Here is a 22,175-nt window from a genome sequence, read left to right as displayed (position 1 = left end):
TGGGCGTCATCCGATTGTCATCCGTCCCGGTTCCAACTGGCTTGGATTCTAACGAATAAGATTCTCGGAACCTGCTGGTGAAGAGAATTTGCATCTGCGATGGGGGGCCTCCAAAGAACCCTCATCGCTTTTTCCGCCACCGTCTTGCCTCCCGCCCTGGTTGTTCCTTCATACTCCCGCAAATGGGGCGTTGGAGATCGACCATGCGCGAACTATCGGCGGAAGCCAGGCTGCACTTCTACGCGCGCTCGCTCTCGCGCCGGACCGGGGCGAGCATGCATCACGTTGCGATGTACAGCGCGTTTGCGGTGATCGCGGCGATCGTGTTCGGGACCCTGTCGGTGCACCCGTTTTGATGTGTCTGCGTAGGGTGGGTTAGCCGAAGGCGTAACCCACCACTTGTATGGCTGCAGCAGAAGAGGTGGATTACGCTTCGCTAATCCACCCTACGTTACCAAGCGTTTGTTACGCCCCGCGCTTGAACGGTGCCACCTCGATCCCCGCAGCTTTCAACGCCTGCCGCACGCCGCGCGCGATCTCGACCGCGCCGGGCGTGTCGCCATGGATGCACACCGTATCCGTGCGCATCTTGATGACCTTGCCCGTGACCGACACCACCGCGCCGTCCTGCACCATGCGTACCACGCGCTCGGCGATCGCCTTGGCGTCGTGCAGCACCGCGCCGGGCTTCTTGCGCGAGACGAGGTTGCCGTCATCCTCATAGGCGCGGTCGGCGAACACCTCGTGCACCATCGGCAGGTTGGCGTCTTCGCCGGCCTTCACCAGCTTCGAATTGGCGAGCACGACGAAGATCAGGCTGGGATCCACCGCCTTGATGCCGGCAGCGATCGCCTTCGCCGTCATGTCGTCCTCGCAGGCGACGTTGGAGAGCGCGCCGTGCGCCTTCACATGGGTGACCTTGTAGCCGGCCGCAGTCGCGATCGCCTGCAACGCGCCGATCTGATAGGCGACGAGGTTCTCGATCTCGGAGGCCTTGAGCCCTGCGATCGGATGCCGGCCGAAGCCGTGCAGGTCGCGATAGCCGGGATGCGCGCCGACCGAGACACCGCGCGCCTTCGCAAGCTCCACCGTCCGGCGCATGATGTCGGGGTCGCCGGCATGGAAGCCGCAGGCGACGTTGACCGAGCTTGCCAGCTCGATCATCGCGGCGTCGTTGCCCATCTCCCACGCGCCAAAACCTTCGCCGAGGTCGCAATTCAGATCGACTGTCTTCATGGGTTGCTCTCCGCCTCTGGTCTTGTTGTCGCTTACGGCTCCGCCGTGACCTGCCACGTCCCGGAATCGACCGCGCTGACCGCATAGCCCGCTACGTTAGCATCGCTGAGCGCCTCGATGTTGAGGGCGACGATGTCGGAGGAGCGCAGACGATCGGGCAGGCTGCGGATCGCTTGCGCGAACTTGCGCGCCTCGTCCTGCGCTTCGGCCATGCTGACCGCCTTGAAGCGGAACGCGGTTCCTGCCGAGGTCTGGGCGAGGCGGCCGATATCGGCCGTGATCACGGTTGCGATCTTCGGATAGCCGCCGGAGGTGCCGCGATCCATCATCAGCGCGATCGGCGCGCCGTTGCCGGGCACCTGGATGCTGCCGTTGACCGTGCCGTCGGAGACGATGTTGTGGCCGTGCAGATGCTTGATCGCGGGGCCCTCGAGGCGGTAGCCCATGCGGTCGGAGGTCGCCGAGATCTTCCATTCGCTGTCCAGGAACAGCGCCTTGTTGGCGTCGTCGAATTCGTCGTCCTGAGGCCCTAGCAGCACGCGGATCGGACCGGTCGCCGGCTTCGGCAGCTCGATGCGCAGCTCCGGTGCGCCGCTGGCGGCATCGACCGTGAACTCGTCACCGGCCTGGAGCGGGCGCGGGTAGGGGCTGCCGAGGCCGGCGCGGGCGTTCACAGCAAGACTGCCGAACACTGCCTCGCCCTTGATGGCGCCTTCGATCGCGAGATAGGTGAAGGCGCCGCCGCGGGCAAAGCCGAGCGTCAGCGTCTCGCCATCCTTGAGCGTCACCGAGGTGTCCATCGCGACCGGGCTGCCGGCGATGTCCGCATTGCGCGGCGCGCCCGATATCGCCACGCGCACGGCGCCGTCGCGGGCGGTGAAGGAGGCACCGAACGGGCCGATCTCGATGGCGGCCGCGAACGGCTCGTTGCCGACCAGCGTGTTCGCCGCCGCAAGCGACAGCCGGTCCATCGCTCCGCTCACGGTCAAGCCGTAGCGCTGCGCGCCGTGGCGGCCGCCGTCCTGGACCGAGCTGGCAGGGCCGATGCTGGCAACCACGAGCCGGCTCATGCGTCCACCTGCTCGGCGACGATCTCGCCGGCTTCCGCAGCGCGGTCCATGTCCTCGAATGTCTTGTGGTCGATCGGGTAGAACGTGACGCGGTCACCGGGCTCGGTGAGGAAGGTCGGATTGCGGTGGAGCTGATAGGTTCGCACCGGGGTGCGGCCGAGCAGATGCCAGCCGCTCGGGGCGGCCAGGCACTGGATGCCGGCCTGGACGCCGCCGATCGAGATCGTGCCTGATGGCGTCAGCAGCCGTGGCGATTGCCGCCGCGACATGTGTAGGAATTTGTCGAGACCGCTGAGATAGGACCAGCCCGGCGTGAAGCCGATCATGGCGACTTTATAATCGCCGCCAGAATGCCTGATGACGATGTCATCGGGCGTGGTGCCCAACGTCTTGGCGACGTCCTCGAGGTCGATGCCGTGCTCGCCGCCATAGGCGACGGGAACGCGCCAGCGGCGCGCTTTGGTGACCGGCGGCAGCGGCCGGGTGGCGATCGGGAGGATCTTTTCGCCCAGCGCCTCAAAGCCGATCTTGCCGGGATCGTAATGGACCAGCAGCGAGCGATAGGTCGGCACCGTCTCGGTGATGCCGTCGATGGGTGTCGCAGCGAGCGCCTTGTCGAGCGCCAGCACGCGCTGGTTGGCATCGTCGTCGATGGTGCGGCTGAACTCGACCGTGACGGCACTGTCGCCGCTGGGCAGAAGGCGGGGCGGGGGAAGCGTCGCGGCCATTGAGCTGTCAGAGCGCTGTCGTAATCGGGCTTCTCGGGAATGCGGGCTCGACCTTGAGTTCCGCTTGTCCCTGCTTCGCGTAAATGTGCCCGCAAGTCCAATAAATTAATGCAAGGGGAAGCGATAAAGCCTTGTTATCGCATCGCATAACGGCGCTGCGGCCCTGCGTAATTGCTAGCCTCTTGGCCCTTGACGCAAAGCTCGCGGCTCGCAAGATGCGCGCGTTCTGTCCCGCACCTTGGAGCTCGTTCTCGTCCATGTCGCTGTCCCCCGAAGCCCGCAAGACCCTCGCCGGCATCACCACCGCCACCATCACCACGGTCCTGCTGAAGAAGGGGCTGCGCAATGTGTGGATGCGCGGCGCGCGTCCGTTGCGGCCGGGCCTGCCGCGGCTGGTGGGACCGGCCTTCACGCTGCGCTTCGTGCCGGCGCGCGAGGATCTGGCGACGCCGGAATCCTGGTCGTCGCCGATCTCGACCCGCACCGCGATCGAGGCGATGCCGGAGGGCTGCATCGCCGTGGTCGATGCCATGGGCATCACCGATGCCGGCATCTTCGGCGACATCCTTTGCGCGCGCATGGTCAAGCGCGGCGTCACCGCGCTTGTCACCGACGGCGTGGTGCGTGACGTCGAGGGCGTGCTTGGCACCAATTTGCCGGTTTGGTGCGACGGCTATGCCGCGCCGCCGTCGGTTGCAGGCCTCACTTTCGTCGGCTGGGGCGAACCGATCGGCTGCGGCGGCGTTGCCGTCTTCCCGAACGACATCGTGGTCGCCGACCAGGACGGCTGCGTGCTGATCCCGCAGGCGATGCTCGATCATGTCCTCAATGAGGGCGTCGAGCAGGAGCGGATGGAAGCCTGGATCGTCAACGAGGTGAACAACGGCGCGGTGCTGCCGGGCCTCTATCCCATGAACGCCGAAACCAAGGCGCGCTACGCCGCCAGCAAGAAGTAACGGACAAAGGAACGAGGACCCTCATGGACATCACGCTCGCCGGCACGCGGCCGACCCGCCGCGCGCCGAAGGAACACTTCACCGGCACCGTCTGGCAGGACCCCATCAACATGGCGCCGGCGCCTGCACGGCTGAACGTCTCGCGCGTCGCATTCGAGCCCGGCGCGCGCACCAACTGGCATCATCATCCGCTCGGCCAGACGCTTTACGTGATCTCAGGCGTCGGTCGCGTTCAGACCAAGGGCGGCCCGGTCCAGGAAATCCGTCCCGGCGACACCGTCTGGATTCCGCCGGGTGAAGTGCACTGGCACGGAGCGTCACCAACCAACGGCATGTGCCACATCGCCATGCAGGAAGCGCTCGACGGCGTCTACTCGACCTGGCTGGAGCCGGTCAGCGACGCGGAGTATGGCGCGGCGGTGGGCTGACTCTCGTGTCCCGGACAAGACGCATCGCCCAAGGCGATGCGTCGCCGATCCGGGACCCAGATCTTCGACCCACTGAGAGCACTGGGTCCCGGCTCTGCGCGGCAACGCTTCGCGCTGCCGCTTGTCCGGGACACGGCACCTAAATCTTCTCCGCGGTCCACGTGCCCGTGCACATGGCGCCGCGCCAGGTGCCGGAGCCGGACGCGCCGCTGAGCCGGCCGAAGCCAATGGCACGCCTGATGCCGGTGCTCAGGGTGACCTTGATGCTGCCGGCCTCGGCGACGCGTCCCGACGCCGTCACTGCGGCGCTGCTCGAGGCGATCTGACCATTATTGATGCCGATGGAGACAGTCGCGCCGTTGCCGCAGGCCTGGCTTGATGAAGCAATGCGGACGTTCCACGCGCCATCGAACGTGCTTGTCGCAGCGTCGGCCTGCGCGAGCGGGACAGCGATGACGACGGCGGTGGCGAATAGAGCCTTGCGAAACACGTTCATGACACGCCCCTGTGGTTGACCATGCGGGGGACCGTGACACGTGCGCGGAACCGGCAATGTGAGGGCTGTCACGTGCGCAGGAGGCTGTGTGAGCCTGCGCACGCCGGCACGGCAGGGCGCAAAAGCAAAGGGACCCGCATCGCGGGCCCCTTGTCTGAGTAAGAACGATCAGGCGGATCTCAGTTCACCCGCGTCCAGGTCTGGCCGCCGCAGAACATGCCGCCGAAGGCGCAGCCCTGCACCCGCAGCCGGTCGGTGCCCTTCATGGCGATCGTCGAATCGTAGGTCGAGCCCGAGTTGGGATCGAGGATGCGGCCCGACCATTTCTGGTCCTTGCCCGCCTTCATGTTGATCAGCACCTGCTCGCCGTTCTGGTTCGACTTGCTGTCGACCGAATAGCCGCAGAGGTTGGTGCCGCATTGCTCGATGCGGACCTTGCCTTCCTTCTCCTCGGTGAGCCAGACGCCGACCGGCGAATTGAGGTCGCGCGTCGGCGCAGTTGCAGGTGCAGGCGGCGCTGCGGCCGCCTGAACGCGCGCGGGAGCAGGCGCAGGTGGCGGAGGCGGGGCCGGCGGAGCCGCAGCCACGGCCGGGGCGGGCGGCGGGGCCACGGCGGGCGCGGCTTGCTGCTCGACCGGCGCAGGAGCCGGAGGTGGTGCAGGTGGCGGCGCAACCGCCGTTTGGGCCGGTGTATTGGCCGCGGTCGCGGCCGTCGGCGGAGCCGGCGGCGCAGGAGGCGGCGCGACGGCGGCCGCGGGCGCTTGTACGGCCGCGGGCGCTTGCACGGCTGCGGGCGGCGCAGCAGGAGCGGGGGCCGGAGCAGCCGGCGCCTGCGGGTCGACCGTGGCCTGCTGCGGGGCCGTCTCGTTCTTCTTGGCCTTCTTGGGCTTATTCTGGCCTGTGTTGTCGTAGACGCCGGGGATCTGCACCGTGCCACGGTCCGGATCGATGCGGATGGTGCGCCCGCCATATTCAAACGTGTACTGCGCCTGCGCGGCAGTGCTCGCCAAAAGGAATGCGGCCGTGGCCAACAGCTTCCTCATTTCCGTCTCCTGAACAGGTGGTCCCGCGCCGACGCTTACGCGCCGGCTCGCTTGCAAAAAGTGATCTAGATCACTGTCGTTGCTGTGAGTCGTCTCCCGGCGGTTCCGGGTTCAATAGGCCCGGAGCCGGTCCAAAGTTTGGCGAGGCAAAGCGACGGAAGGACACGGCCTTATCGAACCAGGCCGGGTAGATCTTCTTGCAGGCGCCGTCTTCCATGGCAATGTGCAGCCACTGGTCGACCGAAAAGCGGACAACTCGGAAGGCAGAAATCGAAGGGAATCCTTGAAGTGACGATCTCGATCTACGAGGCCTCGGTCGGCCTGTTCGTGCCCTATTTGCGTAACCTGTCGGCGCTGCTCGACAAGGGCGTCGCGTATGCCGAGGCCCGGAAGTTTGATCCGGCGATTCTGCTCGGCATGCGCCTTGCGCCGAACATGTATGACCTCGCCCAGCAGGTCGGCGAGGCCTGCCGCCATGCCACGGTCGCGCCGGCCCTGCTGGCGCAGTGCGAGCCGGTGACGCTGCCGGGGCTGGAGCATGACATGGCCGGGCTGCAGGCGCGCATCGCAACGTCCATCGAGTTCATCGAGAGCCTGCCGCGCGCGGAGATCGATGCGGCGGCGGAACGGAGTGTCTTCTTCAAATTGAAGAACGGCACCGAGCTGCCCTTCACCGGCCGGACGCTGCTGCTGACGTTCAGCGTCCCGCAATTCTTCTTTCACGTCACCACCGCCTACGACCTGCTCCGCCACGCCGGCGTCGAGCTGGTGAAGAAGGATTATCTCGGCAGGAAGTGAGGTCTTACGCTTCGCCCTTGCGTTCGTAATCGGCGAGCGAGCTGCGGCCGGCGATTTCGCTGCGCAGCAGCTCGAAGCGCCTGTTCGCCTCATCTTGTTGGGTGTCGACGAAGCGCACCGCGGCCTCGCTCGTCATGGGACCACTGACCACGGGGGCGGATTGCTCGCCGATGGTCTCGTGGACATAGTACTGGCCGTCATCGCCGCGATGAACCGTCCATTTCAGACGGATCGCGACCATGGGTCCCGGACCAACCTTGCTGTAGCCGTCAGCATCGGTGTGCTCCGGCGCCAGCGGCTGCTCCTCGACCACGGGATGCTCGTCGATCACCGGATGCTCATCCACGATCGGCGGCTCGTCCGACGCGATGTGCTCACGCTCTCCGGCGACCACGATTTCGGTCTCGGTCTGGCGAATGACGAGAACGGGCTCGGGGTGCTCCAGGATGCTGGCGATGGTCGCCAGCGCGTGGTCGGTCGGGTCGATCTCTGACAAGGGGCCATCCTCCAGCTCGTCGCGCCGGCCAGTCTGTCCCACCGCCGCCGCGTTTCAAGCCCATTACGCGCGTTTGATTAAGGCTGAGTTGGGGCCCGATCTGCACCAAAATGGGACGCTTTCTGGCGTTCCGAAGGCGGGCGAGGGCGCCGCCGACCTTCATAATCTCAGCCCAGCACGTCCTGGTTGATGACGTTTTGCCTGATGGGATCGCCGTCCAGCACGCTCAAAATATTGCGCGCGGTCTGCTCGCTCATGCGGCTCACCGCCTCGACCGTGACGCCGGCGACATGCGGGGCCATGATGACGTTGGGCAGCGCGAACAGCGCGTTGCCGACCGGCGGCGGCTCCACCTCGAACACGTCGATGCCGGCGCCGGCGAGCTTTCCGGACGTCAGTGCGTCATAGAGCGCCGCTTCCTTCACGATGCCGCCGCGCGCGGTATTGATGAGGTAGGATCTATCCTTCATGCGGCCGATCCTGTCGGCATCGAATAGGCCGACGGTCTCCGGCGTCTTCGGGCAGTGGATGGTGACGAAGTCGGCGTGAGGCAGCGCGGCATCGAGGTCGGTGACCGGCTCGCATCCGGCCGCCCTGATGTCGGCGGCGTCCTTGTAAGGATCGTAGACCTGCACCTTCATCTCGAACGCCAGGCAGCGCTTCGCTGTGCGGCTGCCGATGCGGCCGAAGCCGATGATCAGCACGGTCTTGCCGTAGAGGTCGAACGGCAGCATGCCGAGCCGGTCGGCCCAGGTGCCCTCCTTGACGCAGGAATGCAGCTCCTGCGCGCGCTTGGCCAGCGTCAGCATCATGAACAGCGCCGCCTCCGCAACCGAGGGCGAATTGGCGCTGCCGGCGACCATCAGCGGCACCTTGCGGCGGGAGAGGGCGGGCACGTCGACGGCGTCGTAGCCGACGCCGATGCGGGTTACCACCTTCATGTCACGCGCGGCCTCGAGCTCGGTCTCGCCGAAGGCGGTGGCGCCCAGCGCCACGCCATGGACCGGCGCATGGCTCTTCAACAAGGCCTCGAAATCCTTCGCCGAGATCAGGTTCGGAAACTCGACGAGCTCGATATCGTCCCGCTGGGTGAGGAGGGCGCGAGCCCCTTGCGACAAAGTCTGCGTAACGAAAATCTTCTTCTTGTTGGTCGCCATCGCTCCCCTACCTGCTCGCTTTTCTTGGATCGCGGCGTCACAACACGACGCCGGTCTCCTCATTTAGCAGGTGCATGTTGTTGAGGTCCATCGCCAGGCGCATGGGTGCCCCGTCCTTGGCGCCGGCATTGGGATCGACGCGGCCGCAGACCGGCGTGCCCTCGAGCCCGAAATAGACCAGCGTCTCCATGCCCATCGGTTCGGTGACGTCGAGCACGGTGTCGAAGGTCTCGACCCCGGGCGCCAGATGCGCATGCCACTCGGTGAGATGCTCGGGACGGAGGCCGAGCAGCAGCTTGTCGGTGCGTGGCAGCGCGTTGTAGCGCGCGGCGCGGGCCGGCGGCAGCGCGAAGGCGAGGCGGTCGGTGAGGCGAATCTGAAGCGTGCCGCCGACATCCTCGAGCCGGCACGGGATGAAGTTCATCGCGGGCGAGCCGATGAAGCCGGCAACGAAGCGCGTCGCCGGCTTGTGGTAGAGCTCGTTCGGCGTGCCGATCTGCTCGATCTTGCCCTTGTTCATGACAACGACACGGTCGGCCAGCGTCATCGCCTCGACCTGGTCGTGGGTGACGTAGACCGTCGTGGTGCGCACCTTCTGGTGCACCTTCTTGATCTCGATCCGCATCTGCACGCGGAGCTTCGCGTCGAGATTGGACAGCGGCTCGTCGAACAGGAAGACCTTGGGATTGCGCACGATGGCCCGGCCCATGGCGACGCGCTGGCGCTGGCCGCCGGAGAGCTGCTTCGGCTTGCGGTCGATCAGATCGGTGATGTCGAGGAGGCGGGCGGCTTCGGTCACCCGCGCCTTGATCTCGGCCTTGGGATAGTGCTTCAGCCGCAGCCCGAACGACATGTTCTCCGCGACCGTCATATGCGGGTAGAGCGCGTAGTTCTGGAACACCATGGCGATGTCGCGGTCCTTCGGCGGCACATCGTTCACGATATCGCCGCCGATCATGATGTCGCCGTCGCTGATGTCCTCGAGGCCTGCGATCATGCGCAGCGTGGTCGACTTGCCGCAGCCGGAGGGGCCGACCAGCACAATGAACTCATGGTCGGCGATGTCGAGGTCGATGCCGCGCACGGCTTCGACATCGTCGTAACGCTTGACTACCTTCCGCAAGGAAACGTCGGCCATTTCAGTTCAACCCTCCGCTTTCAACCCTTTGTCGCACCGGCGGTAAGGCCGGCAATGTAGTAGTCCATCAGGAAGGCGTAGATGATGAGCGGCGGCGCGGCTCCGAGCAGCGCGCCGGTCATGATCTGTCCCCAATTGAAGACGTCGCCCTTGATCAGCGTGGTGATGATGCCGACCGGCAGAACGAGCTGGTCCGTTGAGGTCGTGAACACGAGTGGATAGAGGAATTGCGCCCAGGATACGGTGAAGGCGAAGATGGTCGCGGCGATCAGCCCGGGCAGCGCGACCGGAATGAAGATCCGCGTCAGTGTCTGAAACCAGGACGCTCCATCGATGATGGCGGCCTCGTCGAGCTCTTTGGGGATCGAGGCGAAGTAGCCGATCATGATCCAGGTGCAGAACGGGACCGTCAGCGTCGGATAGATGAAGAGCAGCACGTACCATCTGTTGATCAGCTGGACTCCCGTCCAGTCGCCGATCAGCGCGAACATCTTGAATAGCGGAATGAACAGCAGGCTGTCGGGGACGAGGTAGGTGAGGAACACGCCAGTGGCGAGTGTCGCCGAGCCCCAGAACTTCATGCGTGCCAGCGCGAACGCGGCCGGCACGCTGATCAGCATGGTGAGAGTCACCACGATGATCGAGACCCACGCCGAATTCCAGAAGAAGCGCAGGAACTGGTTGGACGTCAGCAGCTCGGCATAGTTGTCCAGCGTCGGATGGAACACCCACCAAGGGTTGGTCGCCGCCGAAATCTCGGCGCTGCTCTTCAGCGAGGTGATCAGCATGTAGAGTGGCGGCGTCAGCGAGAAGATCGCAAACAGCACGAGGAAGAAGTAGGACCAGCGCAGCGCCCAGGCGCGGTCGCGGCTCATGCTGCCGTATTTGACGTTGCGGCGCGGTCCGGCCTTGTCGATTGTCATGGTGCTCATCAGGCCTCGTTCCCGCGTTTGTTGACGTCGCGAAGGATGAAGATTGCGGCGACCGCCAGGATCGGCACCATGAACAGCGAGACGCTGGCGCCGAGCGGAATGTCGCTGCCCTCGATGCCGACCCGGAACGCCCATGTCGCAAAGATATGGGTGTGATCCAGCGGGCCTCCCGCGGTCAGGATGCGCACGATGTCGAAATTGGCGAAGGTGACGATGAGGGAGAACAGCGTGGTGATCGCGATGATGTTGCGCATCATCGGCAGCGTCACATACCAGATGCGCTGCCACCAATTGGCGCCGTCGATGGCGGCGGCCTCGTAGAGCTGATCGGGCACCGATTTTAGGGCGGCCAGATACATGATCATGAAGAAGGGCGCGCCATACCAGACGTTGACCAGGATCACGGCGAAACGCGCCCAGGCGGCGTCGCCGGTCCACGGGATGGGCCCGATACCGAAGAATGCAAGTGTGTAATTGAAGGCGCTGTAGGACGGGTCGAACAGCCAGAGCCAGGCAAGCGTGCTCATCGCGGGCGGGATCACCCAGGGCACGAGCAGCATGCCGCGCCATTTGCGCTGGCCCTTGGCCGGAATGTTGTGAACGAAATGCGCGACGACGAATCCGATCAGGGCCTTGAAGACCACGGCCGTGATGGCGAAGATGCAGGATTGCTTGACCACCAGCCAGAATGTGTCGCGCCTGAACAGGAACTCGAAATTGCCGAAGCCTACAAACTTCTGCATCGACTTGTTCAGCGTTGCCAGATGCAGCGAATAGAAGGCCGGATAGACCACGAGCAGCGTGATCAGCAGGATCAGCGGCAGCGTCATCAGGAACGCCACGGTCGATTTCCGCCTGAGGGCGTTGTGCAGGCTTGCACGTTTGTGGGCGCTCGCAGGCCGGGCGACGCCGGGTTGCCGAACTACGGCATCAGCCATGATGCATCTTCCTCGCAGGATCGTTCGCACGGAAGCCGGCGGACCCGGCTTCAGAAATTGAAGCTTGTGGCGGCAGCCAGACCGGGCGGCTCACGTCCAGCGTGAGCCGCCGGTCTCTGTCTCAGCTTCGCATGAAGCCTTCGCACTCACCTTCCGCCCAAGCGAGCGTCGCCTCCATCTTCTCGCCCTGCGCGTAGCGGAGGCACATCTTGGTCAGCGTGGCCTGCGCATAGATCTGCTGGGCGATCTTGGGCGGAGCCGGAGAGGCCGCAATCGACAGCGTCTGGTGATTGTGGGGATTGGGGTAGTGATAAAGGGTGCCCTTCGGCGGCCCTTCCTCCTGCCAAGTCTTCAGCGTCGTCATGTTCGCGTAGGCCGGCAGGTCGTAACCGCCGCTCGCGGCCACGAACTTCTCGATCGATGACGGCTGCGACAGATGCGTGAGCAGGCTCTTCGCCGCTTCCTTGTTCTTTGAGAAGCTCCAGGTCCCCCAGAAATAAGGCAGGTAGGGCGCATAACGGCCTTTCGGACCGGACGGCATGCCGTGGGTCCAGCACTGCTCGGCGACCTGCGGCGCGTCGCGCTTGGCGACCGCCCACGCGCTCGGAGGATTCATGATCAGCGCGCCTTTGCCGGAGATCAGCCACTTATTGTTGGAGGCGTCATCCCAGGCGGCGACGTCGGGCGGCAGGACCGCGATAAGCTTCTTGTAGAATTCGAGCGCCTGGCGAACCGCGTCCGTCTTCACCGTGAGATCGCCCTTGGCATTGACCAGCTCAGCGCCGAACGACTGGAAGATGGCGCCGGCAGTGTCGGTGCTGTCGGTGGTCTCGCCCAGGCCGATGCCGAAGGGCACGCCGCCTTTTTGGCAGGCCTCGGCCGCCTTCAGGAATGTCTCCATGTTCCAGTTGTCGGCCTTGGGCTGGCTGCCCGCCGGATATATTTCCTGGATATCGATATTGGCGAACTTCTTCAGGAGATCGATGCGGGAGCAGGGCCCCTTGATCTGGCTTCCGATTGTTGCGGGCACCGCAAGCCATTTATTGCCGGCCCGTCCCAGATATTTGACGGTGCCGTTCACGTCGCCGTTCTGCTTGATGATCGGCTCCATGATGTCATTGACCGGCTCGAGCAGTTCGGCATGGGCGTGCGGCCACCATGTCGGCATCGCCAGGACATCGTGGCCTGACTTCGCCGCCGCCTCGGCCGCGATGGTGAGCTCGATCTTCTTGCCCTGGCTTGTGATGTAGTCGATGGAAATCTCGACCTTCTCCTTCGCCGCCCATTCGTTGACGAGCTCGGTCGAGGCCTTGTTGGCGCCCGGCACCCAATGGTCCCAGAAGCCGATCGAGAGCTTGCCGGCGGCGTAAGCGCCCCGGACATAGGGCGCCGAGATCAGCGCCGCGGAGGACATTGCAGTGGCAGCCACAAATTGACGTCGCGTCAGTGTCTTGCGTGACATCTCGTTTCCTCGCTTGGGTGTTGTTGTTGGAGTTTCCTCTGAGACTTCTTTCTTGAGTTCTTGTTGTCGATTTTCTTGTTGGTGCCGTCGGCCCGCGTGGGCAATTCACGCCTGTCGCAGCAAATTGGTAGCGCGATCAGATCATGATTGATCGCGTCTGTCGAGAAAGCCGAACGGCTCCGCGTCCAAAACTCATGTTGTGCCCGGAAAGGTCGCAACGTCTGGCAAGGCGATAGGGCCGCAGGCGCAGCGCACGGTGTTTTTTGCGACGCACACTTCGCGCCAAACGGCCTCGAACGCTGCCGTGCGCAATTGCGCCTCAGTTTCGCAAGAGGCTGGATAACCGCTTCGCGTGAAAGACCTTTCGGGCGTGGACAGCAATCGGCCGCGTCTGGACCTCGAAGTGGCGGAAACGATAGAGTTGCGCCTGGCGGCTGATCCTCGCTGACAGGCCAGATCGATGATGGAGACGAGAATGATCAAACCGGCGGCACCAGCGCGGCTTCATCTGCGGCGATGCCTGGCGCTGGGGTCTATGCTCGCGCTGTTGCTCGGGGCCGGCGCGGTGGCGAATGCTCAAGGTCTGGTCAAGGGCGTTCAGGAAGGCGCCGCGGCCGGCAACAAGGCGGCAGGTCCGGTCGGTGGTGTGCTCGGTGGCGCCATCGGCGGCGTGGTCGGCGTCTTCACCGGCGTGCTCGGTGTCGGCAACACCAACACCAGCAATCAGGCGCCGCCGCCCCGGGAGGCCGGCAAGGACGCGGCGAAGGATTCCAAGCAGCAGGGCGGGGCCAAGGACAAGGATGCCAAGAGCGCCAAGGGCAAGAACGCCAAGGCGACCAAGGAGGCGAAGAACGCGCCGCAGGACAACAAGGGTAAAGACAACAAGGAAGTCACGGTTCTGACCCAGCCCGGTGCGCCGCAGCTGACTGCCGAGCAGATCGTCGCGAACAGCGATTCCTACATCGAGCGGATCAAGAGCGAGCTGAACCTCACGCCGGATCAGGAGAAGCACTGGTACGGCTTCTCAAGCGCGATGCACTACCTTGGGCATAATGGCGCAGAGCGGCTCAACCTGCGGATTGCGCGCGCCAAGCGCGATCCGCCCGACGACATCATCGAGCAGATGCGCAACGAGGCCCAGTTCCTGATCGATCGCGCCGGCGATCAGCGCAACGTCGCCGATGCCGCCGAGCCGCTCTTTTCCAGCCTCGACGACAAGCAGAAGCAGGTGTTCATCCAGGCAATGGTGCGCCTCAGCCACGAGCGCGGACTGGATTGATCAAGTTGAATCGGTTCGGGCGCGTGTGAATTAACGGCGCCCGCCACGAATTCGTGTATCTACAGCGCAATTCGGTTATGCTTAGCTTCGCACGGCTGATTGCGGGGTTGATATGGCGGACGGACTCTCCGTTTTCCTGGTCGAAGACGAGGCGTTGATCCGGATGATGATCGCCGACATGGTGGAGGAACTCGGCCACCACGTCGTTGCGGAGGCAGACAATGTGCGCGACGCCAGCGCCTTTGCCATGACCGCGCAGTACGATCTGGCCATCCTCGACATCAATCTGATGGGCGTCTATGTCGACCCCGTCGCCGATTTGATCGAACGTCGTGGAAAACCGTTTCTGTTCGCCACAGGCTACGGTCCGGAACTGCTGCCGTCCTTGCTCCGGCGCAGGCCGATCCTGCGCAAGCCGATCGCGATGGATCAGCTCAAGGCGATGATCGACTCGATGTTTCCGGAGCCGTCGGCCACTATCCCGAGCTGACCGATCGCGCTTTTGCCGCCTGGCGGGAAGGACTCAACCGGCAGGGTTGCGGCCGTTCCTCAGCACCCTTGCAATGGTATGAGCCGTCATGGCCGCGCGATCCGAAGCGCGCTGGGCAGCCAGCTGGTCGCGGGCCTTTTCCTCGATCAGGAGCTCGATGAGCGCCAGCCGCTTGTCTTCGCTGTCCGCTTCGCGCAACAGGCGGTGATAGCGGTGATAGTCGAAACCCGAATCCTGCTTACGCATGTCACGCCCCCGCAACTACGCCACACACGGACAGATTGTTTCTCATCGGGAACAGGTAGGCAAGCACGAACCTGCGTGGAACCGCAGATGTGCCGCAATCAGCTGTGCATGACGGGAACTCGCCGCGGGGGCGCCCTCAGCCGGAATTGTGCTCGGCAAACATCGTCAGGCCGAGGAAGCTCGCATCGGGTTTGATCACGAGCCTGGTCGGGATGTTGCGCAGATAATCCTGGAACCGTCCCTTGGCTTCGAAGCGCGCCCGGAAAGCGGAGGCGGCGAGGAACTCGCGGAAGCGCGGCACGATTCCGCCGGCGACATAGACGCCGCCGCGGGCGCCGAAGGTCACCGCGAGATTGCCGGCGACCGAGCCGAGGATGGCGCAAAACATTTCGAGCGTCGCGCGGCTGACCGGACAGCTGTTCTCCAGGGCCGCCTTGGTGATCCCGGCGGCATCGCGATGCGGCACCTGGACGCCGTCGATCTCAGCCAACGCTTCATACAGGTTTTGCAGCCCCGAGCCCGAGAGGGCACCGCGCTCGATCGAGACATGGCCGAGGCGCTGCCGCAAGCAGGCGATCACGCGCTCCTCGCGCTCGTTCTCCGCCGGCAGGGTCGCATGTCCAGCCTCGGTAACGACGGCCAGGCGCGAACCATGGCGGTCGACCAGGCAGGACACACCAAATCCGGTTCCAGGCCCCACGACCAGCAACGGCTCGCCGGCCAGGCCGTCGCCGCCGCCGAGTGGGACCAGGTCTGAAGGCTCCAAGGCAGGCAGGGACCAGGCCACCACCTCGAAATCGTTCAGCACATGGACGCTGTCGAAGCCGAGCGCGGACTGCAGCTCGTTGCCGTCGATGACCCAGGGACTGTTGGTCATGACGCAGCGATTGTTGGTGACGGGACCCGCCACGGCCAGCACCGCGCGATGGGGCTGCTCGCCGTTGGACCGGCGCGCCAAAACGTCCGCGATGGCTTCGCGCACGGTCGGGAAGTCGGCGACCTTGACATAGTCGATCGGTCCGGTCTGACCGCTCGGGCTCAGCGCGAAGCGCGCATTGGTGCCGCCGATATCGGCGAGAAGAATTTTTCCGGTCTTGCCGATATTCATGGCCTCATCGCCGCCACGACCTTCAGGCCCTGGCAGCCCTGTCCTCCGCTGCTTCGACCCGATCCGCCTGGCGCGGGCGGTGCGAGAATCTGCCCTTGGGTGCGCCTAGTCAACACGGACGAGGTCAAACCGTTGCATCGTGGCGGCCACGGTGACCAATTCGCGCAGCTGCCGCGCGTGCCAGTGGTTGCGAAGCCGCGCGGGAAGGCCGACACTGAGGTGGTCGCCCGGCGCCGTCGCGCCCGGCAGATCGAAATGGGACGGCGATGAAGATTTCCGACCGCGACGTGTTGCTGGTGATCGACGTGCAGAACGACTTCTGCACCGGCGGGGCGCTCGCCGTTCCCGGTGGCGAGAAGGTCGTGCCCGCCATCAACAGGATCGCCCAAAAATTCGCCAATCTGGTGCTGACCCAGGACTGGCATCCGAGCGACCACGTCTCGTTCGCGCCGAACCATGCCGGCAAGCAGCCGTTCGAGACCATCGAGCTCGACTATGGCCGGCAGGTGCTGTGGCCGACGCATTGCGTGCAAGGCACGGCCGGCGCGGAATTTCATCGCGATCTCCACGTGACACGGGCAAGCCTCGTGGTGCGCAAGGGCTTTCGCCGCGGCATCGATTCCTATTCGGCGTTGTTCGAGAACGACCATCGGACACCGACCGGATTGCTTGGTTATTTGCGCGAACGCGAGCTGAAGACCGTCTTTGTCGCAGGTCTGGCGCTGGACTTCTGCGTCCGCTTCTCGGCGGAAGATGCGCGCAAGGCAGGGTTGGAGGTGGCCGTCATCGAGGATGCCTGTCGCGGCATCGATCTCGACGGCTCGGTCGCGGCGACCCATCGGAGTTTTCGGGACCTCGGCATTGCCGTCGTGAGCCTCGAGGCGTTTCTGTGAGGATGTCGAGGTAGCCATGGTGGACAAGACCTCCAAACCGCCACGCAGTTCAGCCCAGGCTCATGATGATCCACGGCTCTGGCCGTTTGCGGCAGCGCAGCTCGCCATGGATGCCTGCTTCTGGTGGCTGGAGCGGGCACCCGAGCAACAGGATGACAGCAGCCTGCCATGGACGACGCCGAGCCGCGTTGCGTTGGAGCTCCCGACGATGGACTTGCGCGATTGCTCGCAGACCCGGTCCGGCCAGCCGGCGCTGGTCTGCGCGCCCTATGCGCTGCACCGGGCCCTGATCGCCGATTTCGCCCCAGGCCACAGCGTGGTGCAGTCGCTGCAGAACGGCGGCATCGACCGGATCTATCTCACCGACTGGCGGTCAGCGACGCCGGACATGCGCTATCTCTCGATCGACAGCTATCTCGGCGATCTCAACGTCGCCATCGACGAGATCGGCGCGCCGGTCGATCTCGTCGGGCTGTGCCAGGGCGGGTGGCTGTCGCTGCTCTATGCCGCGCGCTTTCCAGGCAAGGTGCGGCGGCTGGTTCTGGTCGGTGCTCCCGTGGACCTGTCGATCGAGTCCTCGCTGGCCCGGCTCGCCCGCAACGCGCCCGAGCTGGTCTATGACCAGCTCGTCGCGCGCGGCGGCGGCAATGTCAGCGGCGAGGAGATGCTGCGCTTCTGGTCCAAAACCCCTGACAACGACGATATCAGGACGGCATTGCAGCGGGATCTCTCGGACGAGCAGGGCTCCGAGCTGCTGGCGCGGTTCGACCGCTGGAACACCGAGACGCTCAACCTGCCGGGCACTTATTATCTCGAGATCGTCAACGCGATCTTCCGGGAGAACCGCATCGCCGAGGGCCGTTTCGTCGCGCTCGGGCGCCCGATCGATCTGAAGGACGTCAAGGCGCCGATCTTCCTGCTCGCCGGCCTCGACGACGATGTAGTGCCAGCGACGCAAGCGCTGGCCACCGCGGGGCTCGTCGGTACGCCACCTGCCTTCGTTGCAGCGGCATCCGAGCCCAGCAACCACCTCGGCCTGTTCATGGGCGCGCGCACCCATGCGCATGCCTGGCCCCGAATCGCCGGGTGGCTGCGCGGCGATCTGCCCGGCGTGCTGGCCCGCAGCGCCTGACCTCGCCGGCACTGGACCGGATGGGGCGCAAATCCGTTATGCATGACGGCGGATGGCCTGCACGGGGCCAGATCGATGGGCTAAATATGACCGGAGCTGACGGCTTTGGCCGCCGGCGAGAGATTTGAGGGTACTGCGCTCGATGACGTTCCACTCGATTTACGCCCACGGATTTGCGCGCGTGGCAGCCTGCGTGACCACCTCCCACGTCGCCGATCCCAGCGCCAACGTGAAGGCCGTGCTGGCGGCGGCCAATGCCTGCCATGAGCAGTCGGTCGCGGTCGCGGTGTTTCCCGAGCTGTGCCTGTCCGGTTATGCGATCGAGGACCTGGTGAAGCAGGATCCGCTGCTTGATGCGGTCGAGCGCGGGCTCGCAAGCGTCGTTGCGGCCTCCGCGGGGCTAATGACGGTCCTGATCGTCGGGGCGCCGCTGCGCTTTGGCAATCGCATCTACAACTGCGCCGTCGTCATTCATCGCGGCAACGTCCTCGGCGTCGTGCCGAAATCTTACTTGCCGACCTATCGCGAGTTCTACGAGGGACGGCATTTCGCCTCCGGCGCCGGCATCGCCGGTGAGACCATCGCCTTTGGCGGCCTGCATGCGCCGTTCGGCGTTGATCTCCTGTTCGCGGCCGAGGACGTTCCGGGCCTCACCATTGGCGTCGAGATCTGCGAGGACATGTGGATCCCGGTGACGCCGGCCTCGGAGCTCGCGCTTGCGGGCGCGAGCGTGCTGATCAACCTCTCGGGCAGCCCGATCACGATCGGCCGGGCGCGCTCGCGCGCGTTGCTGTGCCAATCGACCTCGGCGCGCTGCCTCGCGGCTTACGTTTATTCCGCGGCCGGGGCCGGAGAATCCACCACCGATCTCGCTTGGGACGGTCAGACCTCGATCTACGAGAACGGCGTGCTGCTGGCCGAGGGTGAGCGGTTCCGCCAGGGCGGCCAGATCACGCTGGCTGACGTCGACCTCGACCTGCTCCGGCAGGAGCGCGCGCTGATGGGAACGTTCGACGACAACCGGCGGCAGCGCGAGGCGTTTTTCCGCAAGGTGACATTTGCCCTGAAGCCGCCGGCCGCCGATATCGGCTTCCTGCGCAAGGTCGAGCGCTTTCCATTCGTGCCGAGCGATGAGAGCCTGCTCGAGCAGGACTGCTACGAGGCCTACAACATCCAGGTCGCCGGGCTGGTGCAGCGCATGCGCGCCACCAGTACCAAGCGCGTGGTGATCGGCGTGTCGGGCGGCCTCGATTCCACCCACGCCCTGATCGTCGCCGCCAAGGCGGTCGACCTGCTCGGCCTGCCGCGCGAGAACATCCTGGCCTACACCATGCCGGGCTTTGCCACCGGCAGCGAGAGCAAGACCAACGCGCTCGCGCTGATGAAGGCGTTGCAGACGAGCTGGCAGGAGCTCGACATCCGCACCACGGCGACGCAGATGCTGAAGGATATCGGCCATCCCTTCGGCAAGGGCGAGAAGGTCTACGACGTCACCTTCGAGAACGTGCAGGCCGGCCTGCGCACGGATTATTTGTTTCGGCTCGCCAACCATCACGGCGGCATCGTGATCGGAACCGGCGATCTCTCCGAGCTCGCGCTCGGCTGGTGCACCTATGGTGTCGGCGACCAGATGGCGCATTACAACGTCAACGCCGGCGTGCCGAAGACGCTGATCCAGCATCTGATCCGCTGGGTGATCTCCTCCAAGCAGTTCAGCGACGACGTCAACCGGACGCTTGGCTCGATCCTTGTGGCCGAGATCTCGCCGGAACTCGTGCCCGTCGAGGCCGGCCAGAAGCCGCAGAGCACGGAAGCGTCCGTCGGGCCTTACGAACTGCAGGACTTCAACCTGTTCTATACGCTGCGCTTCGGCATGCGGCCGTCCAAGATCGCCTTCATGGCGCTTCAGGCATGGAAGGACGTTGCCAAGGGCGAATGGCCACCGGCCTTCCCGAGCGATCGGCGCCGGGCCTATGATCTGCCGGAGATCCGCCGCTGGCTCGAGGTGTTCCTGCGCCGCTTCTTCGCCTTCAGCCAGTTCAAGCGCTCGGCCATGCCGAACGGGCCGAAGGTCTCGGCCGGCGGTTCATTGTCGCCGCGTGGCGATTGGCGCGCGCCCTCGGATTCGAGTGCAGCGGCATGGCTCGAGGATCTCGAGCGGAACGTGCCGAACTGATCGGGGCAGCGGATCGGTGGGGATGATCGGATGTCAGCTGGCGATGAAGCGGAAGCGGGTGAGGAGGCCAGGGTCGTCAACGGCCTCTACATCTTCGACATCGAGATGCGGGACGGCAAGCGTGGGCAGGCCAGGGGCGTGGTCGTGCTCAGCGACGGCCGCATCATGGGCGGCGACAGCTACTTCTACTACACCGGCAGCTACACCTTCCGGAACGGCAAGTGGCGGGGCGACATGATCGTCAATCAGCACACCGAGGCGGTCGGCAGGACGCTCGCATTCGGCGGCAGGGAGGTCACCTGCGGCTTTTCCGGCGACTATTTCCCCGGCGGTGCGGAAGTCGAAGGCATGGCGCTGGTCGGCAAGACCAGCGTGACGTTCACGGCGCGGCTGACGCTGAAGGATGCGATGTAATGGCGACTTGATTGGCTCACCTCCACGACTGCGTTCCTGCTCAGGAACCTTCGTACGAACAGAACGTTCGCGTTTATTGTTGCGAATTGTCGAGGAGAGGGACCATGCGTCAACATTTGATGTTATCGACTGCGGCCGTCGGGCTCATGCTCGCATCCGGCCTTGCCTATGCCCAGGCGCCCGGTGAGCGCAGGGACGAGCCGAAACGGACCGAGGAGCCGGCCAAGGGCGCTTCTCCGCAGCGCGGTGGTGCGGCTCAAGAACGCGTTCAAGAGCGCGCGCAAGGCGCCCAAGAGCGGCTTCAGGGCGCAGGCCGCGAGGATCGAGGCGGCGCTGCCAAGAGCGAGGCAAGTGACGACAAGCGCCAGCCGGCGACGGCCTCGGAGCGCAATCAACCGAAGGCGAGGGACCAGGCACAAGACTCTCGTGAGCCTTCGCGCGATCGCAACCGGGAGGCCGAGAGCACCAAGCCCGGACGCGATGCGGGCAAGAGCGGTGCGGAAACCAAGCAGGACAAGGCTGCGCAGGACAAGGCTGCGCCGCAGAAATCAACCGCCGAATCCGAGAGATCCAAGACTGGCCCGACGACTGGTCCGGCTGGCCAGCAGAACGAGCGCACCGGAGCTACAGCCAACCAGAACGAGCGCAACCAGGCCCAGCCGCCGCGCAGTGCCGCCGAGCAGCAGCCGCCGGCGCAACAGAGCAACCAGCCGGCCACTGCGACGGATACCAGCCGCGCGGCACCGACCAACAACGCACAGACCGCGCCCGGCTCCACGGGCACGCAGACCAACCAGGCCAATCAGACCACGCAGACCAACACGCAGGTCAACCAGCAGGCCCAGGTGACGACCGAGAGGCAGGTGCGGATCTCCGAAACGGTGAGCCGCGCACGCCTGGCGCAGCCGGAGCGCAATCTGAACATCTCGATCCGGGTCGGCGAGACGATTCCCTCGCGCGTGCGTCTGCATCGGCTGCCGCCCGAGATCGTCTCGATCGAGCCTGCATATCGCGGCTACGAATATTTCACGACGGAAGACGAGGTCATTATCGTGGAGCCGCGCTCGCATCGCATCGTCAGCCAGGTACCCCGCGATCCGTCGCGGGCCCGGGCCCAAATGGGTGGCAGCGCCTCCTCGTCGTCAAGCATGGCGGCGGCCGGCGGAAACAACATGGTGAACTGCCAGATCATGCGACGTGATGCCTCCGGCAACGTCGCTCAGGCCGAGCCGACCACCGTGGGCTCGACTGCGCGCACCGATTCCCTGAGCGTGATCGTCCAGATGCCTGGCGGCGGCTCGTCCACGCCGATCGCTCTCGGCGCTCCCGCGGGCAACATCGTGGTCGCGACGCAAGGGCAGGGCGATTGCACGGTGACGCTGGAGCCGCAGACACGCTAAGCGCCGAAACAAAGAGGCTCTGAAACGACAACGCGCCGCCCGGATGCCCCACCGGACGGCGCGTTGCTGCGTTCAATCTAAAAAGTTTCGAGGTCCGGAGTGCCTAGGAGTCCGGACCTCGTCACCTTGCCCCAGCCTTCAATCCCCCGCCCCATGTGG

At 65.0% G+C, this 22,175-nt stretch carries 24 protein-coding genes; 11 read left to right on the top strand and 13 right to left on the bottom strand.

What is annotated here, in order from left to right:
- Nucleotides 1-203 precede the first annotated feature (203 nt).
- Nucleotides 204-356, top strand: a complete 153-nt coding sequence (locus I6F31_RS35935) for a hypothetical protein (protein ID WP_036028094.1) — start codon at nucleotides 204-206, stop codon at nucleotides 354-356.
- 109 nt (nucleotides 357-465) lie between these two features.
- Here the strand turns inward: I6F31_RS35935 and I6F31_RS35930 are convergent, their stop codons facing one another.
- The 3 genes from I6F31_RS35930 to I6F31_RS35920 are packed head-to-tail and all read right to left on the bottom strand — an operon-like array spanning nucleotide 466 to nucleotide 3,034.
- Nucleotides 466-1,236: a 5-oxoprolinase subunit PxpA gene (locus tag I6F31_RS35930; RefSeq protein WP_225145723.1), complete on the bottom strand. Its 771-nt coding sequence runs from the start codon at nucleotides 1,234-1,236 to the stop codon at nucleotides 466-468.
- 32 nt (nucleotides 1,237-1,268) lie between these two features.
- Entirely contained in the window at nucleotides 1,269-2,306 is a 1,038-nt protein-coding gene (locus tag I6F31_RS35925; RefSeq protein ID WP_225158495.1) for a biotin-dependent carboxyltransferase family protein, read from the bottom strand.
- On the bottom strand, nucleotides 2,303-3,034 hold the full coding sequence (locus I6F31_RS35920; RefSeq protein ID WP_036012438.1) for an allophanate hydrolase subunit 1: 732 nt from the start codon (nucleotides 3,032-3,034) through the stop codon (nucleotides 2,303-2,305). Before I6F31_RS35920 ends, I6F31_RS35925 begins: the two co-directional genes overlap by 4 nt.
- Nucleotides 3,035-3,291: 257 nt before the next feature.
- On the opposite strand from I6F31_RS35920, the gene I6F31_RS35915 reads away from it, so the two are divergent.
- On the top strand, nucleotides 3,292-3,990 hold the full coding sequence (locus I6F31_RS35915; protein WP_036012452.1) for a ribonuclease activity regulator RraA: 699 nt from the start codon (nucleotides 3,292-3,294) through the stop codon (nucleotides 3,988-3,990).
- 23 nt (nucleotides 3,991-4,013) lie between these two features.
- Nucleotides 4,014-4,418, top strand: coding sequence for a cupin domain-containing protein (locus I6F31_RS35910; protein ID WP_225187029.1), 405 nt, complete (start codon nucleotides 4,014-4,016; stop codon nucleotides 4,416-4,418).
- 139 nt (nucleotides 4,419-4,557) lie between these two features.
- Here the strand turns inward: I6F31_RS35910 and I6F31_RS35905 are convergent, their stop codons facing one another.
- Entirely contained in the window at nucleotides 4,558-4,914 is a 357-nt protein-coding gene (locus I6F31_RS35905; protein WP_225187028.1) for a hypothetical protein, read from the bottom strand.
- A gap of 179 nt (nucleotides 4,915-5,093) precedes the next feature.
- Complete coding sequence (locus I6F31_RS35900) at nucleotides 5,094-5,957, bottom strand: DUF2147 domain-containing protein (RefSeq protein ID WP_225187027.1); 864 nt, start codon at nucleotides 5,955-5,957, stop codon at nucleotides 5,094-5,096.
- Nucleotides 5,958-6,257: 300 nt separating this feature from the next.
- Between I6F31_RS35900 and I6F31_RS35895 the strand changes: the two genes are divergently transcribed.
- Nucleotides 6,258-6,755, top strand: a complete 498-nt coding sequence (locus I6F31_RS35895) for a DUF1993 domain-containing protein (protein WP_225187037.1) — start codon at nucleotides 6,258-6,260, stop codon at nucleotides 6,753-6,755.
- Between the two features lie 4 nt (nucleotides 6,756-6,759).
- Here I6F31_RS35895 and I6F31_RS35890 read toward each other — a convergent pair whose 3' ends face one another.
- The 6 genes from I6F31_RS35890 to I6F31_RS35865 form a co-directional block, all read right to left on the bottom strand.
- The gene (locus I6F31_RS35890) at nucleotides 6,760-7,251 is read right to left on the bottom strand and encodes a hypothetical protein (RefSeq protein ID WP_036012421.1); all 492 of its coding nucleotides are present in this window, start codon (nucleotides 7,249-7,251) and stop codon (nucleotides 6,760-6,762) included.
- Between the two features lie 167 nt (nucleotides 7,252-7,418).
- On the bottom strand, nucleotides 7,419-8,408 hold the full coding sequence (locus I6F31_RS35885; RefSeq protein WP_109143714.1) for a hydroxyacid dehydrogenase: 990 nt from the start codon (nucleotides 8,406-8,408) through the stop codon (nucleotides 7,419-7,421).
- A 37-nt stretch (nucleotides 8,409-8,445) separates the two neighbouring features.
- Nucleotides 8,446-9,546, bottom strand: coding sequence for a sn-glycerol-3-phosphate ABC transporter ATP-binding protein UgpC (gene ugpC / locus I6F31_RS35880; protein WP_225148761.1), 1,101 nt, complete (start codon nucleotides 9,544-9,546; stop codon nucleotides 8,446-8,448).
- A gap of 20 nt (nucleotides 9,547-9,566) precedes the next feature.
- Nucleotides 9,567-10,478, bottom strand: a complete 912-nt coding sequence (locus I6F31_RS35875; RefSeq protein WP_036012407.1) for a carbohydrate ABC transporter permease — start codon at nucleotides 10,476-10,478, stop codon at nucleotides 9,567-9,569.
- Nucleotides 10,478-11,416 (bottom strand): sugar ABC transporter permease, encoded by a 939-nt coding sequence (locus I6F31_RS35870; protein WP_057029220.1) that lies wholly within the window; start codon nucleotides 11,414-11,416, stop codon nucleotides 10,478-10,480. Before I6F31_RS35870 ends, I6F31_RS35875 begins: the two co-directional genes overlap by 1 nt.
- Nucleotides 11,417-11,537: 121 nt before the next feature.
- Entirely contained in the window at nucleotides 11,538-12,878 is a 1,341-nt protein-coding gene (locus I6F31_RS35865) for an extracellular solute-binding protein (protein WP_036012401.1), read from the bottom strand.
- A 475-nt stretch (nucleotides 12,879-13,353) separates the two neighbouring features.
- On the opposite strand from I6F31_RS35865, the gene I6F31_RS35860 reads away from it, so the two are divergent.
- The gene (locus tag I6F31_RS35860) at nucleotides 13,354-14,157 is read left to right on the top strand and encodes a Spy/CpxP family protein refolding chaperone (RefSeq protein WP_225187026.1); all 804 of its coding nucleotides are present in this window, start codon (nucleotides 13,354-13,356) and stop codon (nucleotides 14,155-14,157) included.
- 112 nt (nucleotides 14,158-14,269) lie between these two features.
- Nucleotides 14,270-14,647, top strand: coding sequence for a response regulator (locus I6F31_RS35855; RefSeq protein ID WP_036012398.1), 378 nt, complete (start codon nucleotides 14,270-14,272; stop codon nucleotides 14,645-14,647).
- A 33-nt stretch (nucleotides 14,648-14,680) separates the two neighbouring features.
- On the opposite strand, the gene I6F31_RS35850 is transcribed toward I6F31_RS35855, so the two are convergent.
- Entirely contained in the window at nucleotides 14,681-14,893 is a 213-nt protein-coding gene (locus I6F31_RS35850) for a hypothetical protein (protein WP_036039656.1), read from the bottom strand.
- Between the two features lie 136 nt (nucleotides 14,894-15,029).
- Entirely contained in the window at nucleotides 15,030-16,001 is a 972-nt protein-coding gene (glk, locus tag I6F31_RS35845; RefSeq protein WP_036012393.1) for a glucokinase, read from the bottom strand.
- Nucleotides 16,002-16,267: 266 nt separating this feature from the next.
- Between glk and pncA the strand changes: the two genes are divergently transcribed.
- The 5 genes from pncA to I6F31_RS35820 all read left to right on the top strand — a co-directional run bounded on the left by pncA (nucleotide 16,268) and on the right by I6F31_RS35820 (nucleotide 22,016).
- Nucleotides 16,268-16,894: a bifunctional nicotinamidase/pyrazinamidase gene (pncA, locus tag I6F31_RS35840; protein ID WP_036028076.1), complete on the top strand. Its 627-nt coding sequence runs from the start codon at nucleotides 16,268-16,270 to the stop codon at nucleotides 16,892-16,894.
- Nucleotides 16,895-16,910: 16 nt separating this feature from the next.
- Nucleotides 16,911-18,026: an alpha/beta fold hydrolase gene (locus I6F31_RS35835; protein ID WP_225187025.1), complete on the top strand. Its 1,116-nt coding sequence runs from the start codon at nucleotides 16,911-16,913 to the stop codon at nucleotides 18,024-18,026.
- Between the two features lie 142 nt (nucleotides 18,027-18,168).
- On the top strand, nucleotides 18,169-20,202 hold the full coding sequence (locus tag I6F31_RS35830) for an NAD(+) synthase (protein ID WP_225145727.1): 2,034 nt from the start codon (nucleotides 18,169-18,171) through the stop codon (nucleotides 20,200-20,202).
- A gap of 30 nt (nucleotides 20,203-20,232) precedes the next feature.
- Nucleotides 20,233-20,616, top strand: a complete 384-nt coding sequence (locus I6F31_RS35825) for a GrlR family regulatory protein (RefSeq protein WP_036012369.1) — start codon at nucleotides 20,233-20,235, stop codon at nucleotides 20,614-20,616.
- Nucleotides 20,617-20,720: 104 nt separating this feature from the next.
- Complete coding sequence (locus I6F31_RS35820) at nucleotides 20,721-22,016, top strand: DUF1236 domain-containing protein (protein WP_225154102.1); 1,296 nt, start codon at nucleotides 20,721-20,723, stop codon at nucleotides 22,014-22,016.
- The last annotated feature ends 159 nt before the right edge of the window (nucleotides 22,017-22,175 follow it).

The organism is Bradyrhizobium sp. NBAIM01 (assembly GCF_020194115.1).
Lineage (GTDB): Bacteria > Pseudomonadota > Alphaproteobacteria > Rhizobiales > Xanthobacteraceae > Bradyrhizobium > Bradyrhizobium yuanmingense.
Note: the sequence above shows the minus strand (reverse complement) of the source record. Positions and strands in the feature narration are given on the sequence as shown.

Excerpts from the sequence above, each read along its gene's own strand:
- I6F31_RS35865 (WP_036012401.1), bottom strand. The coding sequence starts at position 12,878 with ATGTCACGCAAGACACTGACGCGACGTCAATTTGTGGCTGCCACTGCA.
- I6F31_RS35905 (WP_225187028.1), bottom strand. The coding sequence starts at position 4,914 with ATGAACGTGTTTCGCAAGGCTCTATTCGCCACCGCCGTCGTCATCGCT.
- I6F31_RS35920 (WP_036012438.1), bottom strand. The coding sequence starts at position 3,034 with ATGGCCGCGACGCTTCCCCCGCCCCGCCTTCTGCCCAGCGGCGACAGT.
- I6F31_RS35900 (WP_225187027.1), bottom strand. The coding sequence starts at position 5,957 with ATGAGGAAGCTGTTGGCCACGGCCGCATTCCTTTTGGCGAGCACTGCC.
- pncA (WP_036028076.1), top strand. The coding sequence starts at position 16,268 with ATGAAGATTTCCGACCGCGACGTGTTGCTGGTGATCGACGTGCAGAAC.
- I6F31_RS35825 (WP_036012369.1), top strand. The coding sequence starts at position 20,233 with ATGTCAGCTGGCGATGAAGCGGAAGCGGGTGAGGAGGCCAGGGTCGTC.
- I6F31_RS35870 (WP_057029220.1), bottom strand. The coding sequence starts at position 11,416 with ATGGCTGATGCCGTAGTTCGGCAACCCGGCGTCGCCCGGCCTGCGAGC.
- I6F31_RS35875 (WP_036012407.1), bottom strand. The coding sequence starts at position 10,478 with ATGAGCACCATGACAATCGACAAGGCCGGACCGCGCCGCAACGTCAAA.
- I6F31_RS35930 (WP_225145723.1), bottom strand. The coding sequence starts at position 1,236 with ATGAAGACAGTCGATCTGAATTGCGACCTCGGCGAAGGTTTTGGCGCG.
- I6F31_RS35860 (WP_225187026.1), top strand. The coding sequence starts at position 13,354 with ATGATCAAACCGGCGGCACCAGCGCGGCTTCATCTGCGGCGATGCCTG.
- I6F31_RS35830 (WP_225145727.1), top strand. The coding sequence starts at position 18,169 with ATGACGTTCCACTCGATTTACGCCCACGGATTTGCGCGCGTGGCAGCC.
- I6F31_RS35910 (WP_225187029.1), top strand. The coding sequence starts at position 4,014 with ATGGACATCACGCTCGCCGGCACGCGGCCGACCCGCCGCGCGCCGAAG.
- I6F31_RS35935 (WP_036028094.1), top strand. The coding sequence starts at position 204 with ATGCGCGAACTATCGGCGGAAGCCAGGCTGCACTTCTACGCGCGCTCG.
- glk (WP_036012393.1), bottom strand. The coding sequence starts at position 16,001 with ATGAATATCGGCAAGACCGGAAAAATTCTTCTCGCCGATATCGGCGGC.
- I6F31_RS35835 (WP_225187025.1), top strand. The coding sequence starts at position 16,911 with ATGGTGGACAAGACCTCCAAACCGCCACGCAGTTCAGCCCAGGCTCAT.
- ugpC (WP_225148761.1), bottom strand. The coding sequence starts at position 9,546 with ATGGCCGACGTTTCCTTGCGGAAGGTAGTCAAGCGTTACGACGATGTC.
- I6F31_RS35885 (WP_109143714.1), bottom strand. The coding sequence starts at position 8,408 with ATGGCGACCAACAAGAAGAAGATTTTCGTTACGCAGACTTTGTCGCAA.
- I6F31_RS35925 (WP_225158495.1), bottom strand. The coding sequence starts at position 2,306 with ATGAGCCGGCTCGTGGTTGCCAGCATCGGCCCTGCCAGCTCGGTCCAG.
- I6F31_RS35850 (WP_036039656.1), bottom strand. The coding sequence starts at position 14,893 with ATGCGTAAGCAGGATTCGGGTTTCGACTATCACCGCTATCACCGCCTG.
- I6F31_RS35820 (WP_225154102.1), top strand. The coding sequence starts at position 20,721 with ATGCGTCAACATTTGATGTTATCGACTGCGGCCGTCGGGCTCATGCTC.
- I6F31_RS35855 (WP_036012398.1), top strand. The coding sequence starts at position 14,270 with ATGGCGGACGGACTCTCCGTTTTCCTGGTCGAAGACGAGGCGTTGATC.
- I6F31_RS35915 (WP_036012452.1), top strand. The coding sequence starts at position 3,292 with ATGTCGCTGTCCCCCGAAGCCCGCAAGACCCTCGCCGGCATCACCACC.